Annotated in this window: 13 protein-coding genes; 10 read left to right on the forward strand and 3 right to left on the reverse strand. The window is 64.5% G+C overall.

Annotated features, from left to right (window positions below; translation table 11 throughout):
• The first annotated feature begins 103 nt into the window (after positions 1-103).
• Positions 104-805: a helix-turn-helix transcriptional regulator gene (locus tag LB559_RS23620; protein WP_024502013.1), complete on the forward strand. Its 702-nt coding sequence runs from the start codon at positions 104-106 to the stop codon at positions 803-805.
• Positions 806-816: 11 nt separating this feature from the next.
• On the opposite strand, the gene LB559_RS23625 is transcribed toward LB559_RS23620, so the two are convergent.
• Positions 817-1,926, reverse strand: a complete 1,110-nt coding sequence (locus tag LB559_RS23625) for a Gfo/Idh/MocA family protein (RefSeq protein ID WP_013528369.1) — start codon at positions 1,924-1,926, stop codon at positions 817-819.
• A 155-nt stretch (positions 1,927-2,081) separates the two neighbouring features.
• Here LB559_RS23625 and LB559_RS23630 point away from each other — a divergent pair, with 155 nt between their 5' ends.
• From LB559_RS23630 to phnN, 9 genes are all read left to right on the forward strand, one after another.
• On the forward strand, positions 2,082-2,927 hold the full coding sequence (locus tag LB559_RS23630) for a MurR/RpiR family transcriptional regulator (RefSeq protein ID WP_024502014.1): 846 nt from the start codon (positions 2,082-2,084) through the stop codon (positions 2,925-2,927).
• A gap of 141 nt (positions 2,928-3,068) precedes the next feature.
• A complete protein-coding gene (locus LB559_RS23635; protein WP_024502015.1) occupies positions 3,069-5,003 on the forward strand; it encodes a bifunctional 5-dehydro-2-deoxygluconokinase/5-dehydro-2-deoxyphosphogluconate aldolase in 1,935 nt (644 codons plus the stop codon).
• A 34-nt stretch (positions 5,004-5,037) separates the two neighbouring features.
• Entirely contained in the window at positions 5,038-6,888 is a 1,851-nt protein-coding gene (gene iolD / locus LB559_RS23640; protein ID WP_224675102.1) for a 3D-(3,5/4)-trihydroxycyclohexane-1,2-dione acylhydrolase (decyclizing), read from the forward strand.
• A 114-nt stretch (positions 6,889-7,002) separates the two neighbouring features.
• On the forward strand, positions 7,003-7,920 hold the full coding sequence (gene iolE / locus LB559_RS23645) for a myo-inosose-2 dehydratase (protein ID WP_224675103.1): 918 nt from the start codon (positions 7,003-7,005) through the stop codon (positions 7,918-7,920).
• A 58-nt stretch (positions 7,921-7,978) separates the two neighbouring features.
• Positions 7,979-8,197 (forward strand): hypothetical protein, encoded by a 219-nt coding sequence (locus LB559_RS23650; protein WP_027161053.1) that lies wholly within the window; start codon positions 7,979-7,981, stop codon positions 8,195-8,197.
• A 150-nt stretch (positions 8,198-8,347) separates the two neighbouring features.
• Positions 8,348-9,160, forward strand: coding sequence for a 5-deoxy-glucuronate isomerase (gene iolB, locus LB559_RS23655; protein WP_224675104.1), 813 nt, complete (start codon positions 8,348-8,350; stop codon positions 9,158-9,160).
• Between the two features lie 153 nt (positions 9,161-9,313).
• On the forward strand, positions 9,314-10,021 hold the full coding sequence (locus tag LB559_RS23660; protein ID WP_224675105.1) for a DUF1045 domain-containing protein: 708 nt from the start codon (positions 9,314-9,316) through the stop codon (positions 10,019-10,021).
• 13 nt (positions 10,022-10,034) lie between these two features.
• Entirely contained in the window at positions 10,035-11,186 is a 1,152-nt protein-coding gene (locus LB559_RS23665) for an alpha-D-ribose 1-methylphosphonate 5-triphosphate diphosphatase (protein ID WP_127368108.1), read from the forward strand.
• Positions 11,183-11,812 (forward strand): phosphonate metabolism protein/1,5-bisphosphokinase (PRPP-forming) PhnN, encoded by a 630-nt coding sequence (gene phnN, locus LB559_RS23670; RefSeq protein WP_027161056.1) that lies wholly within the window; start codon positions 11,183-11,185, stop codon positions 11,810-11,812. Before LB559_RS23665 ends, phnN begins: the two co-directional genes overlap by 4 nt.
• Positions 11,813-11,817: 5 nt before the next feature.
• On the opposite strand, the gene LB559_RS23675 is transcribed toward phnN, so the two are convergent.
• A complete protein-coding gene (locus LB559_RS23675; RefSeq protein WP_027161057.1) occupies positions 11,818-12,813 on the reverse strand; it encodes an ABC transporter permease in 996 nt (331 codons plus the stop codon).
• Between the two features lie 51 nt (positions 12,814-12,864).
• Complete coding sequence (locus LB559_RS23680) at positions 12,865-14,409, reverse strand: sugar ABC transporter ATP-binding protein (RefSeq protein WP_081714222.1); 1,545 nt, start codon at positions 14,407-14,409, stop codon at positions 12,865-12,867.
• Positions 14,410-14,481 lie beyond the last annotated feature (72 nt).

Genomic DNA, 14,481 nt, shown 5'->3' on the forward strand with positions numbered 1-14,481 from the left:
CAAACCGCAGCGGAACCCGTTGATTTTCAATTCGATAGGCGCTCCTATAGGTCAGCCCAACTGACGATGGTGTGTCAGTTGTGATGGAAACCGGGCGAGAAAAATGCGCAAGGCGTCGCGCCTGTTCGAGATCATCCAGATCGTGCGGCTGGCGCGGCAGCCGGTGACGGCAGCGACGATCGCCGAGCGGCTGGAGGTGACGGTGCGCTCGATCTATCGCGACATTGCCGCCCTGCAGGCGATGCGCGTGCCGATCGAGGGCGGGCGCGGCATCGGCTACATCCTGCGTCCCGGCTTCGACCTGCCGCCGCTGATGTTCTCGATCGAGGAGATGGAGGCGATCGTCCTGTCGCTGGCGCTGCTGGAGCGCACCGGCGACAGCGAGCTCAAGCAGGCGGCCAAGCGCGTCAGCGCCAAGATCGCCGGCGCGGTGCCGCCGCCCTTGCGCCAGGTATTCGACGCCAATGCGCTTCATGCGTGGGGGTTCGCCGCGCCTTCGACCGGCGCGATCGACCTGGCGCTGGTGCGACGCGCCATCCGCGACGAGGAGAAGCTCGACCTCTCCTATCGAGACGAAATGGGCCGCGCCTCCGAGCGCCTCATCCGCCCGATCGCGCTGATCTACTACGCCGAAACCGCCAACATCGTCGCCTGGTGCGAGCTGCGCCAGGCGATCCGCAATTTCCGCAGCGACCGGATCGCGGATTGCCAGGCGACCGGGTTACGCTTCAAGGGCGAAGGCGACCGCTTGCGGCAGGTCTGGGTGAATGGATGGGAGACGAACGTCGCTGCCACGGTCGTCTGAGCGGGCTTATATCACCGTACGTCCACCCAGCGCTTTTCCTCGAACGAACGCGCCATCGCATGCACGGTGCGCTCGATCTCCAGCCCTTCGGCAAACTCGATGAGCCGCGCCGGCTTGCCTTCAAGCCGCGTCAGCAGTTCGTGGCACTCGATGATCTTGAGGTCGTTGAAGCCGAGGCCATGGCCTGGCGCCGGCACGAAGAGGTCATAGGGCTTGTGGTGCGGCGCCACCAGGATGGTGCGGTAGCCCTGTTCGGTCGGCCGGTCTGATGTGAGATAGAGCTGGAATTCGTTCGATCGTTCCTGGTCGAACAGGATCGACCCTTTAGAGCCGAAGATCTGGACGGCGATGCGGCCCTTGCGGCCCCAGGCTGAGCGGTTGACCAGCAGCGTGCCGGCAATGCCGTTTTCCAGATGCATCAGCACGCTGGCGATGTCGTAGGTCTCCACCGCGCGACGACCGCCGCTGGCCAGCTTGCGATCGGCATAAGGTTTAGCCATGTCGCAGATGACACTGGCGACGCGGCCGAACAGGGCCGAGACCAGAGACAGCGGATGCACGGCGAAATCGTCGAGCGCGCCATAGCCGGAAGCTGCTTCGTGCTTCCAGAAGAACAGCGCTTCGGGGTCGGCCATGAAGTCCTCGTCCATCTCGATGCGCAGATGGTTGACCTCGCCGATGATCTTCTCTTCCAGCAGCGCGCCGATATGGCGGATGGCCGGGCTCTGGATGTAGTTGTAGCCGAGGGCCGCGACCTTGCCGGACTTTTTCGCCGCGGCCGCCATCGCCTCGGCCTCGGCAAAGCTCGGCGCCATCGGCTTTTCGCACCACAGATGCTTGCCTGCTTCGAGGATGGCGACGGCCATTTCCGGGTGGAACTGGTTGGGCGTGGTCAGCGAGACGATGTCGACTTCGGGATCGTTGACGACGGCGCGCCAGTCGCCCGACGCCTTGGCGAAACCGAACTCGCCGGCCTTGCGCCGGGCAAGCTCTTCATTGACCTCGCCGAGATGGACCAGCCGTGGCTTGGCCACGTCGGGAAAGACAGCGCTGACGGCACTCCATGCGATGGCGTGACACTTGCCCATGAAACCCGTACCGATGAGACCGACGCCGACCATTTTCCGTTTCTCCACTGCTTGAAGCGCTGCGTGGATGAATTAGTCCATTTTCTCCTGAAATGGAATGTCTGCCTCATTTTTTATGGTGTTCTTGCGCAGGCTCGCTATGATGAGGCACAGAGGACGCTTCACGCATGAGCCTGGACAGAGCGACGATGGACGAACGGGTACCTCGCGATTTCGAGACGCTGCGCACCACCATCCTGGAGCGACGCGAAAGCCTGCCGAAGCGCATCGCCCAGATCGCTGCCCATGCGCTCGACAATCCCGACGATATCGCCTTCGGCACCGCCGCCAGCATCGCCGCTTCGGCGGGCGTGCAGCCTTCGACCCTGATCCGATTTGCCCAGCAGCTTGGCTTCGATGGTTTCACCAGCCTGCAGCAGGTGTTTCGCGAACGGCTGCGCGAGCGCAACTCATCCTATGACGAAAGGCTGCAGGCGCTGCGCGTCAAGGCTGAGGGAGGCGCCGGCCACCGGGCGATCTTCGACGGCTTCGTCGCCGCCGCCTCGACCTCGCTCAACGATATTTCGCGCACGCTGGACGAAGCGCATCTGGAAGACGCTATTTCCCTGCTGGCAAAGGCGGAAACCATCTATGTGCTGGCCAAGCGGCGCTCCTATCCGGTGGCGTCCTACATCGCCTATGCACTGGGCAAGCTGAAGATCCGCAACCAGCTGATCGAATCGGCGGCCGGGCTGAATGCCGAGATGATCGGCTTCGCCACGCCGGCGGATGCCGTCATCGCCATCTCCTTCTCGCCCTACGCGCCCGCCACGATCGAGGAGGCGCGCAGCATTTCGGAACAGGGCGTGCCGATCGTCGCCATCACCGACAGCTCGTTTTCGCCGCTCGCCCAGTTCGCCAAGGTCTGGTTCGAGGTTGCCGAGGCCGATTTCGCCGGCTTCCGCTCACTGTCGGCGACAATGGCGCTGGCCATGGCACTGACCGTCGGCGTCGGCGAGAAGCGGCGCGATACGGGCCGCAAGCGCAAGGCCTGATCCACCGCCGAAAAGGTACTTTTCACCGAAGGAATGCTCATTCCATATTGACTATGGATTGGAATTATTATTTCATATTCCCGGCGCCACGCTGCCGCTCGCGCGTGTACCCCAACACAACAAGGCCGACGGGAGGTTCCAATGAGCGAAGCCGTGGACGCTGAATACGCGCCGCTCGACGTCATCACCATCGGTCGCGCTTCCGTCGACCTTTACGGCCAGCAGATCGGCTCGCGGCTGGAGGACATCACCTCCTTCGCCAAGTCGGTCGGCGGCTGCCCGGCCAACATCTCGGTCGGCACTGCCAGGCTCGGCCTGCGCTCGGCGCTGCTCACCCGCGTCGGCGACGAGCAGATGGGCCGCTTCATCCGCGAGCAGCTGACGCGTGAAGGCGTCAATGTCGACGGGCTCAAGACCGACAAGGAGCGGCTGACCGCACTGGTGCTGCTGTCGGTCGAGGACGAAGGCGTCTCGCCGATGATCTTCTATCGCTCGGACTGCGCCGACATGGCGCTGGCGCCGGAAGACATCGATGAGGCCTTCATCGCCTCGGCGCGCTCGATCGTCGTCACCGGCACGCATTTTTCCAGGCCTAACAGCGATGCCGCGCAGCGCAAGGCGATCCGCATCATGAAGGCCAAGGGCGGCAAGGTGGTGTTCGACATCGACTACCGGCCGAACCTGTGGGGCCTCGCCGGCCATGCCGAAGGGTTCGAGCGCTATGTGAAATCGGACCGCGTCTCGGCGCAGCTGAAGACGGTGCTGCCCGACTGCGACCTCATCGTCGGCACCGAGGAAGAGATCATGATCGCGTCGGGCGCCGATGATTGCCTGAGCGCCTTGAAGACAATCCGCTCGCTGTCGTCCGCCACCATCGTCCTGAAGCGCGGCGCGATGGGCTGCATCGTCTATGACGGACCGATCAGCGACGATCTCGAGGACGGCGTCGTCGGCAAGGGGTTTCCGATCGAGATCTACAATGTGCTCGGCGCCGGCGACGCCTTCATGTCGGGCTTCCTGCGCGGCTGGCTGGGCGGCGAAGACCATGCGACGGCGGCGACCTGGGCCAATGCCTGCGGCGCCTTCGCCGTGTCGCGGCTGCTCTGCGCGCCGGAATATCCGACTTTCGAGGAGCTGCGGTTCTTCCTCAAGAACGGCAGCAGGCATCTGGCGTTGCGCAAGGACGAGGCGATCAACCACATCCATTGGGCAACGACGCGCCGGCGCGACATTCCCTCGATGATGGCGCTCGCCTGCGACCACCGCGTGCAGCTCGAGGATGTGGCGGCGAAGGCCGGTGCCGATCCCGCACGCATCCAGGATTTCAAGGTGCTGGCGGTCAAGGCGGCGGCGAAGGTTGCCGCCGGCCGCGACGGCTACGGCATGCTGATCGACGAGAAACACGGCCGCAAGGCGATGTTCGAATTCGCCAGGCATTCCTTCGCCTGGCTCGGGCGGCCGGTGGAGCTGCCGGGTTCGCGGCCGCTGCGCTTCGAATTCTCGCAGGACATCGGCTCGCAGCTCACCGAGTGGCCGGTCGACCACTGCATCAAGTGCCTGTGCTTCTATCATCCCGACGATCCGGCGGCGCTCAAGGACGAACAGCAGCAGAAGTTGCGCGCGCTGTTCGAAGGCGCGCGGAAGGTCGGCAGGGAACTTCTCATCGAGATCATTGCCGGCAAGCATGGCAAGCTCGACGACACGACGATCCCGCGCGCGCTGGAGGAACTCTATGCGCTCGGCATCAAGCCGGACTGGTGGAAGCTCGAGCCGCAGGCGTCGAGCGGCGCCTGGGCGAAGATCGAGGCCGTGATCCTGAAGCACGACCCCTGGTGCCGCGGCGTCGTGCTGCTGGGCCTGGAAGCGCCGCAGGACGAACTGGAAGCGGCGTTCGCCGCCACCGCCAAGGCACCCATCGTCAAGGGTTTTGCCGTCGGCCGCACCATCTTCGTCCACGCGGCCGAACAATGGCTGGCCGGCAGGATGTCGGATGACGAGGCGATCGCCGACATGGCGCAGCGCTTCGAACAGTTGACGGATGCGTGGCTTGCCGCGCGCGGCCGCAAGGCGGCATAAGAAGGCGCGGAATAGGACTGCGGAGGAAAACACCATGAGCAAGACAATCCGCCTGACGATGGCGCAGGCGCTGACCCGCTTCCTGTCGCGCCAGATGACTGAGATCGACGGTAGCAAAGTCCCGATCTTCGGCGGCGTCTGGGCGATCTTCGGCCACGGCAATGTCGCCGGCATCGGCGAGGCGCTCTATCAGGTGCGCGACGAACTGCCGACCTTTCGCGCCCACAACGAACAGGCGATGGCGCATGCGGCAATCGCCTACGCCAAGGCCAATTTCCGCCGCCGCTTCATGGCCGCGACCTCTTCGATCGGCCCCGGCGCGCTCAACATGGTGACGGCGGCGGCGCTCGCCCATGTAAACAGGTTGCCCGTCCTGTTTTTGCCAGGCGATGTCTTCGCCAACCGCATCCCCGACCCGGTGCTGCAGCAGGCCGAGGATTTTTCCGACGGCACGGCGACGGTCAACGACTGCTTCCGTCCGGTTTCGCGCTATTTCGACCGCATCACCCGGCCGGAGCAGGTCATTCCTGCGCTGAGCCGCGCCATGGCCGTGCTGACCGATCCGGCCGAATGCGGCCCGGTGACGCTGTCGCTCTGCCAGGACGTCCAGGCCGAGGCCTATGACTATCCCGAGAGTTTTTTCGCGGAGCGGGTCTGGCACCAGCGCCGGCCGCGCCCGGATCGCCAGGAACTGGCGGCCGCGGTCGCCGCGCTCAAGGGTGCAAAAAAGCCGTTGGTGGTCGCCGGCGGTGGCGTCCTCTATTCGCAGGCGTCGGACGAACTGGCGAAATTCGCCGAGGGCGCCGGCATTCCTGTCTGCGAGACGCAAGGCGGCAAATCCTCGCTGCCGGACGACCACCCGCTCAACATGGCGGCGGTCGGCGTCACCGGCACTTCTGCCGCCAACCGGCTGGCTGAGGAAGCCGATGTCGTGCTGGCCATCGGCACGCGCCTGCAGGATTTCACCACCGGTTCGTGGGCGCTGTTCAAGAATTCGGGCAAGACCATCATCGGGCTCAACGTGCAGCCCTTCGATGCCGGCAAGCACCGCGCCCTGCCACTGGTGGCCGATGCGGCCGAGGGCCTGGGGGAACTCGGTGCTGCGCTGAAGGGTTGGGAGGCGCCGGCAAGCTGGACCGACAATGCGTCCTCCGGCAAGAAGGCCTGGGCGGTCGAGGCGGCCAAGGTGACGGCGTCGACCAATGCCGCCTATCCGTCCGATGCGCAGGTGATCGGCGCGGTGCAGCGCGCCATGGGCTCCGGTGTGACGCTGCTGAATGCCTCCGGCGGGTTGCCGGGCGAATTGCACAAGCTTTGGCAGGCGGGCGCGCCCGGCTCGTACCATGGCGAATACGGCTTCTCGACCATGGGCTACGAGATTGCCGGCGGGCTCGGCGCCAAGATGGCGAAGCCCGGCGAGGAGATCGTCGTCATGATCGGCGACGGCTCCTACCTGATGATGAATTCGGAGATCGCCACCTCGGTGATGCTCGGCCTCAAGCTGACCATCGTGCTGCTCGACAACCGCGGCTATGGCTGCATCAACCGGCTGCAGATGGCGACCGGCGGCGCCAACTTCAACAATCTGCTGAAGGACTCGCGCCACGAGGTTCTGCCCGACATCGACTTCGCCGCGCATGCGGCGAGCATGGGGGCGATTGCCGAGAAAGTGCCGTCGATCGCCGGGCTGGAAAACGCGCTGGCACAGGCCAGGAAGAATACGCGCACCACGGTGCTCGTCATCGACACCGACCCGCTGGTTTCCACCGATGCCGGCGGTCACTGGTGGGATGTGGCGGTGCCGGAAGTGTCAGTGCGGCCGCAGGTCAACGCGGCGCGCAAGGCGTATGACGAAAAGCGGCAGATGCAGACCATCGGCGATTGATAGAGGCGCCGAAGCTCCTCCTTCTCCCCGCCTCTACACGGGGAGAAGATGCCGGCAGGCAGATGAGGGGCGGCGCCAACGAGCAAGAAACTGTTTTAGGACCGGAGTGACGACTTGAAAGCCAAACTGGGCATGTCCCCCATTGCGTGGTGGAACGACGATCTTGCGGAGCTCAGCGATGACGTGTCGCTGGAAGAATGTCTGCGCCAGTCGCGCTCGGCCGGCTTCACCGGCATGGAGATGGGCCGGCGTTTTCCCAATGACCCCGAAATCATGCTGCCGATCCTGAAGGCCGCCGACGTCACGCTGTGCGGCGGCTGGTTCTCGGGCACGCTGGTCGATGGGGAGATGGCCGACAACAAGGATCGCATCCAGCCGATGATCGACCTGTTCAAGGCGGTGAACGCGCCTTGCATCGTCTATGGCGAGGTTGGCCGTTCGATCCAGGGCGACCGCTCGAAGCCGCTGGCGATCAAGCCGAAGCTGTCGGACGACGAGATGAAAGCCTATGCGAAGCGCCTGACCGAATTTGGCGAATGGTGCGCCGAACAAGGCATGCCGCTGTCCTACCACCACCACATGGCGGCGGTGGTCGAGACCGAGCCGGAACTCGATGCCTTCATGCGCTATTCCGGAGCCGGCATTCCGCTACTGCTCGATGCAGGCCATCTGGCATTCGCCGGCGGCGACGTGCTGCGCGCCATCGACAACCATCATACCCGGATCAGCCATGTGCATGTGAAGGACGTCCGCATGGGGGTGATCGAAAAGCTCGATCGCACGAAACAATCCTTCCTCGACGCGGTGGCGCTCGGCGCCTTCACCGTGCCGGGCGACGGTTCGCTGGACTTCGGCGCCATCGTGCAGCGCTTCGCCGACCATGGCTATGAGGGCTGGTTCGTGGTCGAGGCCGAGCAGGACCCGAAGAAGAACCCGGCGCTCAGGATGGCGCAAGTGGGCTACAAGGAATTGATGCGCGTCATGACGGCGGCCGGATACACGGTCGAGACGCAAGGCTTTCCAAATGTCTAGTCTCCCAATGGCTGGTGCGACGGGTTCCCGGCGAGGCCGATTGCTGTAGATTGGCCCGATGAAAGATTCCGAACACCCCTTCTTCCGGCCTTTGTGGCGGCGTGTCGCCGTCGTCGCGGTCTGCGTCATCTGGTCGATCATCGAGTTCGCCACCGGCACGCCGTTCTGGGGCATGATCGCGCTCGGCTTCGCCGGCTACGCCGTCTGGCAGTTTTTTTATCTCTACAAGCCTGCTGACGAGGCGAGGCCTCCGGTCGGGCCCGAGCCGAAGGAGTGACTGATCGCATGCGTCGGCGGTTAGCTTCCAGTGCTTCTAACTTCGTCATCCTAGGGTCTCCGCGACGGAGCTTCGCTCCTGCTAGGCCCTAGGATGACGAAGTTGAGAGGCTTCGGCCGATCTCGAAGATTTGCGATAGGAGAGACAAAAATGTCGAAGCTGCTCGTCAAAGCCGACAAGGGCCACGGTCGCGTCGCCCATGTGACGCCGAAAAGCGCCGGCTGGACCTATGTCGGTTTCGACCTGCATCGGCTGAAGCCCGGCGAGAGCGCCTCCGGCAAGACGGAGGATCGCGAAGTCTGCCTGGTGTTCGTCACCGGCAAGGGCAAGGCTTCAGCCGGCGGCAAGGATCTCGGCCTGCTCGGCGAGCGCATGTCGCCCTTCGAGGGCAAGCCGTGGTCGGTCTACGTGCCTGAGGGTTCGGACTGGTCGGTGACCGCGGACACCGAACTGGAACTCGCGGTCTGCTCGGCGCCGGGCCTTGGCGGCGGCCTGCCGGTTCGCGTCATCGGACCGGACGATCTCGGCCAGGAGGTGCGCGGCAAGGACACCAACACGCGCTATGTCACCAACATATTGCCGGAGGGCAAGCCGGCCGATTCGCTGCTGGTGGTCGAGGTCATCACGCCCGGGGGGCATACGTCGAGCTATCCGCCGCACAAGCACGACCAGGACAATCTGCCCGCTGAATCCTACCTCGAGGAAACTTACTATCACCGCCTCAACCCGCCGCAGGGCTTTGCCTTCCAGCGCGTCTACACCGACGCCGACAAGAACGGCCATCGCGCGCTCGACGAAGCAATGGCGATCGAGGATGGCGATGTCGTGCTGGTACCCAGGGGTTATCACCCCTGCGCCGCCTGCCATGGCTACGACCTCTATTATCTCAACGTCATGGCAGGACCGAAGCGGACGTGGAAGTTCCACAATGCGCCCGAGCATGAATGGCTGATGAAGGCCTGATCGGTCGCTGCGTGAGCACTCGCTCCCTGGTCCAGCACGAAAAAATCGTCGGCTAATGACCCCGCCGCAGCGTTTTGTTACCTGAAAGCCAGCAAGGCTTCGTCAATTCGTCATGGAAATCACCTATGGCAGCGAAGCTGACAAGGACTTTCCATGCGCTACGCCCTCTATTTCACTCCCCGGCAGGACGAGCCACTGGCGCGGATTGCCGCCGACTGGCTGGGCCGCGACCCGTTTGGCGCCGCCACGAGGCCGGTCGAAGCGGTGGCCGACCTGTCGGCGGCGGAAGTCGCTTTCCACACCGCTTCGGCGCGCCGCTATGGTTTCCATGCGACGCTGAAAGCACCGTTCCGCCTGGCTGCCAACGAGACGGAAGTCTCGCTGCGCGCCGCACTCGACCATTTTGCCGAGGTGACGCCGGTGGTGACCATTCCCCGTCTCGTGGTCAGCCAGATCGACGGCTTCTTCGCACTGGTGCCGGAAGGGCCAGTGCCTGCGCTCAACCGGTTCGCCGATGACGTGGTGCGCGACTTCGACCGGTTTCGCGCACCGCTGAGCGAGGCGGAAATCGAGCGGCGCAGCCCGGATTCGCTGAAGCCGGCCGAGTTCCGCAATCTCTGCCAATGGGGCTACCCCTATGTCTTCGAAACCTTTCGCTTCCACATGACGCTCTCCGGCCGGGCGGGGTCACAGGAGAGCCCGCGTTTGCGCGTAGCGATCGACAGCCTGTTCGCGGAAGTGCTGCAACAGAAGGTGCTGGTGGATGCGCTGACCTTGTTTGTCGAAACCGAACCGGGTGCGCCGTTCATGGTGCTCTCGCATCACGCGCTCGGGCGCCGCCCGGCCAGAAAAACCGCCTGAAGGACTGCCTGAAATGACCGCCGAGACTGTTCTCCACAATGCCCGCATCGTGCTTGCCGACGAGATCGTCGAAGGTTCGCTGGTGCTGCGCGACGGCTTTATCGCCGGCATCGAAGCCGGCGCAAGCTCTGGTTCTGGCCGCACCGGCGAGGATATGGGCGGCGACTATATTATTCCCGGGCTGGTCGAGTTGCACACCGACCATCTCGAAGGCCATTACGCGCCGCGGCCCAAGGTGCGCTGGAATCCGATCGCCGCCGTGCTCGCCCATGACGCGCAGGTGGCAACCGCCGGCATCACCACCGTGCTGGATGCCTTGCGCGTCGGTATGGACGAAGACGCCGACCTGACATCGGCCGACATCCGCAAGCTGGCCGACGCGATCGAGGACAGTGTGAAGCAGGACCGTCTGCGCGCCGACCATTTCATCCACCTGCGCTGCGAGGTTTCGGCTCCGGACTGCCTCAGGGCTTTCGCCAATTTCGACGGCGACGAGCGGGTTAAGCTGGCATCGCTGATGGATCATGCGCCAGGCCAGCGCCAGTTCGTCAATCTCGAAACCTATGCCTACTATTACCAGCGCAAGCTGAAGCTGACCGATCGCGACTTCAAGGTGTTCTGCGAAAAGCGGATGGCCGAATCGGCGCGCAATTCGGCGCCGAACCGGGCGGTGATCGCCGCCGCCTGCCAGGAGCGCGGCATCGTGCTGGCCAGCCACGACGACGCCACATCGGGCCATGTCGACGAAGCGATCGAGCAGGGCGTGCGGGTCGCCGAATTCCCGACCACGGAAGAGGCCGCCAGGGCCTCGAAAGAGGCCGGGATGGGTGTGCTGATGGGCGCGCCAAACGTTATGCGCGGCGCCTCGCATTCGGGCAATGTCTCGGCCCGTACGCTGGCCAGCGACGGCCTGCTCGACATCTTGTCGTCCGACTACATTCCCTTCAGCCTGATCCAGTCGGCGTTCTTCCTCGGCGATGTCGTCGAAGGCATTTCCCTGCCGCAGGCCGTCGCCATGGTCTCGAAGAACCCGGCCGATGCGGTTGGCCTGACCGACCGCGGCGTCATCGAGCAGGGCCGCCGCGCCGATCTGGTGCGGGTGCGCGTCGACGACCATGTTCCGGTCGTGCGCACCGTGTGGCGGCAGGGACGCCGGGTGGCATGATGGTGTCGGCACTGATCGAGCGGGAACTTTCGGCCGAGACGTTTCCGATCCGCGATGGCGTTTTCGTCGCCGTCGTCGGCCCAAGCGGCGCCGGCAAGGACACGGTGATCGGCTACGCCCGCAACCATTTTGCCGACGAAACGCGGCTGGAGTTCGTCCGCCGGGTCATCACCAGGCCGAGCGATGCCGCAAGCGAGGATCACGACACGCTGGCCGACGCTGCCTTCGCCGAAGCCGAAGCCGATGGCGCCTTCGCCATTTCCTGGGAAGCACACGGCTTGCGCTACGGCATCCCCGCCGATGTCGACTGGTCTGTCGCCAATGGCCGTGTCGCTGTCGCCAATGTGTCGCGCGCGATCATCCCCTCCTTGCGCGAACGCTATGCCAACCTGGCCATCGTCGAGATCACTGCCTCGCCTGACGTGCTGGCCGAGCGTCTGGCGATGCGCGGCCGGGAGTCCCGCGGCGAAGTGCTGGCGCGGCTGGCACGCAGCGCCAATGTCACTCTGTCCGGGCCCGGCGTCACCTCGATCGACAACAGCGGCCCGCGCGAAGCCGCCGGCGAACGCTTCGCCGAGGTGCTGCGCAAGGCGATGGCCTTTTCCGACATGTCGGGCCTGATCTAGGCTAGCTATTCCGCAGCCTGGCCCGCCACGCCCTTGCGGGTGGCGTCGACCATCAGCCGCCGTTCCCGGAACACGCCCCATTGCTGGTCGACCAGCACGCCGATGAGGATGACGCCGCCCATCACCGCGAAGTTGAGCGAGGACGGGATGCCGAGCAGGTTGACGAGATTCTGCAGCTCCTGCAGCAGCACCGTGCCGAGGATGACGCCGATCAGCGAGCCTTCGCCGCCGCGCAGCGAGAAGCCGCCGAGCACGGCGGCGGCGATGGCGTAGAGTTCGTAGAACTGGCCGTGGCTGGCCGGCGAGATCGAGCGCGTGTACATGGCGAAATAGATCGCCGACAGCGCCGTCAGCACACCGCAGATGACATAGGCGGCGATGACGACACGGCCGGTGCGGATGCCCGAATATTTCGCCGCCTCCTCGTTCTTGCCGATGGCGTAGAGATAGCGGCCGAACACCGAGCGATGCAGCACCACCCACATGACGATCGAAATAACGATCAGCGCGATGAAACTGTTCGGCACGCCATAGGAGCGTCCGGCCGTCAGGAATTCGAGCTCGGGAAAATTCTGGCCGAACGCAAAACCCGCCGTGCCGTCGGCGGTGTAGAAGCGGGCGACACCGCGGTAGATCAACAGGCCGCACAAAGTGACGACGAAAGGCTGCAGCTTGAGCCTTGTGATCAGCCAGCCATGCACCAGGCCTATGATGGCGCCGAGGAACAGGATCAGCACGAAGGCCAGCGGCCAGCCCACCTCGCGCACGGCGATGAAGTCGATGAACAGCGTTCCAAGCAGCGCGACCACCGAGCCGACCGACAATTCGATGCCGCCGGTGATGATGACGAAGGCCTGGCCGATCGACAGGATGCCGAACAGGCCGATCAGGTTCGAGGTGTTGGCGAGGTTGATCGGCAGCAGGAAGCGCGGATTGATGATCGCCACGATCGCCCCGACCACCAGGATCAGGATCAGCAGGCCGAGATCTTTCTTGCTCATCGTCGTCTCCCCAATGCCTGAGCAGATCGCGCTTGCGCGACCCCGGCAAAACTACTTCGGCTGCTTGCCCACCGCCAGCAGCAGCACGTTTTCCTGGCTGAACCGGTCCTTGTCGAGAATGCCGGAGATTTGGCCCTCATGCATGACGGCGATGCGGTCGGACACGCCGATCACCTCTTCCATGTCCGACGAGATCATCAGCACGGCGACGCCGGCATCGGCCAATGCGCGCATCAGGCCGTAGATTTCCGCCTTGGCGCCAATGTCGATGCCGCGCGTCGGCTCGTCGAGGATCATCACCTTGGGGTTCATGGCCAGCCACTTGCCGAGCACGACCTTCTGCTGATTGCCGCCCGACAGCGTGCCGGTGCGCGTCTGCACCGAAGGCGCCTTGATGCCGAGATCTTTCTTCTGCTTCTCGGCGGTGGAGGTCTCGGCGCTTGAGGACACCAGGGAGCGGCGCGCATGCGCGGGCAGATTGGGCAGCGAAATGTTCTGAGCGATCGACAGGTCGAGCAGGATACCGGTCAGCTTGCGGTCTTCCGGAACCAGGAAGATGCCGTGCGCGACGGCGTCGGCCGCGGAAGCCAGCGCAAGCGGCTTGCCGTCGAGTTCCAGCGCGCCGCCGAGCTTCGAATCGATGCCGAAGAACACCCGCGCCAGCTCGGTGCGGCCGGAACCGACAAGACCGGCGAGGCCGAGGATTTCGCCGCGCCTGACGTCGAGATCGACCGGGCGGCCGGGATAGGCAGGGGTGCGGATGGCCTTGGCCGCAAGTGCTACGGCGCCGGGCGCACGCGCCGCTTCCGAGGCCTTCTCGCGCTCCTTCAGCATGCGGCCGATCATCAGCTTGACCATCTGGTCGTGGCCGATATCGCTCTTCGGCAAGGTGCCGGCCAGCATGCCGTCGCGCAGGACCACGACGCGGTCGGCGACGCGCTCGACCTCGTGCAGGCGGTGCGAGATGAAGATGACGCTGATGCCGTCGGCCTTCAGCGCCTTGATGACGTCGAGCAATTTGTCGGTCTCGGCGAGCGGCAGGCTCGATGTCGGCTCGTCGAGGATGACCAGACGCGCCTCGATCGACAGCGCCTTGGCGATCTCGACCATCTGCTGCTGCGCCAGCGACAGGGTCGCAACCGGCGTGTCGGCGGAAAAATTGGCGCCGACGCGCTTCAAAAGCGGCGCCACCATGGTGCGCAGCTTGGCGCGGTCGACGAGCTTGAGCGGCCCGGCGCGCAAAGGTTCGCGGCCGAAGAAGATGTTGGCGGCGACGTCCAGATTTTCGAACAAATTGAGTTCCTGGTGGACGAAGGCGATGCCCGATCCCAGGCTGGCTTCGACGGAGAGCCTGTCATGCGCGGTGCCGTCGACGGTGATCGTGCCGCTGTCGGGCCTGGTGACGCCGCCGAGGATCTTCATCAACGTCGATTTGCCGGCGCCGTTTTCGCCGACAAGGCCGATGACCTCGCCCGGCCTGACCTCCATGGAGAAGCCGTCGAGCGCGACGACGCCCGGATAGGTCTTGCGCACGTTCTCAAGGCTGAGGAACGGGGCGGTCACGGATGCAGCAATGGATGTGTCGGAATAATTCATCATGCCTGACAGCGATTGGCGGACCAATTTATGAGCATGATCTTTTCCGAGAACCGGCTTCCACTTTTCGGG

The organism is Mesorhizobium sp. BR1-1-3 (genome assembly GCF_020165455.1).
GTDB lineage: Bacteria > Pseudomonadota > Alphaproteobacteria > Rhizobiales > Rhizobiaceae > Mesorhizobium > Mesorhizobium ciceri.

Bases quoted from the DNA above. Each gene is read 5' to 3' on its own strand.
- LB559_RS23620 (WP_024502013.1), top strand. From the start codon at position 104: ATGCGCAAGGCGTCGCGCCTGTTCGAGATCATCCAGATCGTGCGGCTG.
- LB559_RS23625 (WP_013528369.1), bottom strand. From the start codon at position 1,926: ATGGTCGGCGTCGGTCTCATCGGTACGGGTTTCATGGGCAAGTGTCAC.
- LB559_RS23630 (WP_024502014.1), top strand. From the start codon at position 2,082: ATGGACGAACGGGTACCTCGCGATTTCGAGACGCTGCGCACCACCATC.
- LB559_RS23635 (WP_024502015.1), top strand. From the start codon at position 3,069: ATGAGCGAAGCCGTGGACGCTGAATACGCGCCGCTCGACGTCATCACC.
- iolD (WP_224675102.1), top strand. From the start codon at position 5,038: ATGAGCAAGACAATCCGCCTGACGATGGCGCAGGCGCTGACCCGCTTC.
- LB559_RS23650 (WP_027161053.1), top strand. From the start codon at position 7,979: ATGAAAGATTCCGAACACCCCTTCTTCCGGCCTTTGTGGCGGCGTGTC.
- iolB (WP_224675104.1), top strand. From the start codon at position 8,348: ATGTCGAAGCTGCTCGTCAAAGCCGACAAGGGCCACGGTCGCGTCGCC.
- LB559_RS23660 (WP_224675105.1), top strand. From the start codon at position 9,314: ATGCGCTACGCCCTCTATTTCACTCCCCGGCAGGACGAGCCACTGGCG.
- LB559_RS23665 (WP_127368108.1), top strand. From the start codon at position 10,035: ATGACCGCCGAGACTGTTCTCCACAATGCCCGCATCGTGCTTGCCGAC.
- phnN (WP_027161056.1), top strand. From the start codon at position 11,183: ATGATGGTGTCGGCACTGATCGAGCGGGAACTTTCGGCCGAGACGTTT.
- LB559_RS23675 (WP_027161057.1), bottom strand. From the start codon at position 12,813: ATGAGCAAGAAAGATCTCGGCCTGCTGATCCTGATCCTGGTGGTCGGG.
- LB559_RS23680 (WP_081714222.1), bottom strand. From the start codon at position 14,409: ATGAATTATTCCGACACATCCATTGCTGCATCCGTGACCGCCCCGTTC.